The following is a 1,183-nucleotide window of genomic DNA, read 5'->3' on the forward strand; positions in this document are numbered from 1 at the left end:
AGGGCCTGGTCGGGTTCGGCGGCCACCTCGGTCAGGGCCGTGGCCAGCCAGTGGGCGGCGTCCGGTGTGAGCTGCCGGTCGAGGGCGGCGCGCAGGTCGCGGACGGTCACCCGGGCGGCGTTGCCGAAGCTCATCGCGGTGTCCGGGTGCCGTGCGCCGCGTCGGCGGCGGCTCGCAGGAAGGCCAGCGAGCGCGCGGCGAGCTGCGGCGCGGCGTGGCTGTGCCGCGGCAGTTCGACGCTGACCAGTCCCGGGAAGCCGGTGCGGCGCAGCGCGTCCAGCACGGGCGGGAAGTCGATCTCGCCCTGCCCGAACTCCAGGTGCTCGTGCACGCCCCTGCGCATGTCCTCGATCTGGACGTTGACCAGGTGCGGCCCGGCCCGTACGACGCAGTCGGGCACCGGGGCGGACTCCAGGCAGCGGCAGTGGCCGATGTCGAGGGTCAGCCCGAGAGCGGGCGGATCGCCGAGGCGGCGGCGCAGCAGCTCGTAGGCGTCCAGGGTGTCGACGAGCATGCCCGGTTCCGGCTCGAAGCCCAGGACGACGCCGTGGCGGTCCGCCTCCGCCACCGCCCACCCGCAGCCGTGGACCAGTCGTTCCCACGCCACCCGGGACGGCACGCCCGGGGCGGGCACGCCGCTCCACAGCGACACGGCCCCCGCGTTCAGATCGGCGGCCACCCGCATCGCCAGACCCAGGTACTCCAGCCGACGGCTCGGATCCTCGTCGACGAGCGTGGGGGCGTGCTTGGTCCACGGGTCGAGCAGGTAGCGGGCGCCGGTCTCCACCACGGTCTCCAGGCCCGTCTCGGCGAGTCGCCGGGCGACCCGCGCGACCCGCCGGGACAGCCCGGGGGCGAACGGGTCGAGGTGGCAGTGGTCCAGGGTGAGGGCGATCCCGTCGTAGCCGAGGTCCGCCAGCACGGCGATGGCCTCGGTCAGGCGGTGCCCGGCGAACCCGTTGGTTCCGTAGCCGAACCGCAGCCCCGTGTCCGCGCGTACGGCGTCCGTCCGTACGGCGTTCGTTCGTACGGGGCCGGGCTGCGCGTGGCCCTGGTCGGTGACCGTGCCGGTCATGTGGGGGACAGCTTTCGGAACAGGCGGCGGGCCACCGGCGCCGCGGCGAGCAGGGACAGGGCCACGGGCAGGGCGTCGGCGCGGCAGGCGCACGCGGCCTGGAGGGGG

1 protein-coding gene is annotated in these 1,183 nt (G+C 75.6%); it reads right to left on the reverse strand.

The window, feature by feature from the left end; genetic code table 11:
* Window positions 1-130: 130 nt before the first annotated feature.
* Window positions 131-1,075 carry a sugar phosphate isomerase/epimerase gene (locus AE652_RS41720; RefSeq protein WP_082346297.1) on the reverse strand — a complete coding sequence of 315 codons (945 nt, stop codon included), beginning with the start codon at window positions 1,073-1,075 and terminating at the stop codon, window positions 131-133.
* Window positions 1,076-1,183: the final 108 nt, after the last annotated feature.

This window comes from Kitasatospora sp. MY 5-36 (genome assembly GCF_001182915.1).
Classification (GTDB): domain Bacteria; phylum Actinomycetota; class Actinomycetes; order Streptomycetales; family Streptomycetaceae; genus Kitasatospora.

Bases quoted from the DNA above. Each gene is read 5' to 3' on its own strand.
- AE652_RS41720 (WP_082346297.1), bottom strand. From the start codon at position 1,075: ATGACCGGCACGGTCACCGACCAGGGCCACGCGCAGCCCGGCCCCGTA.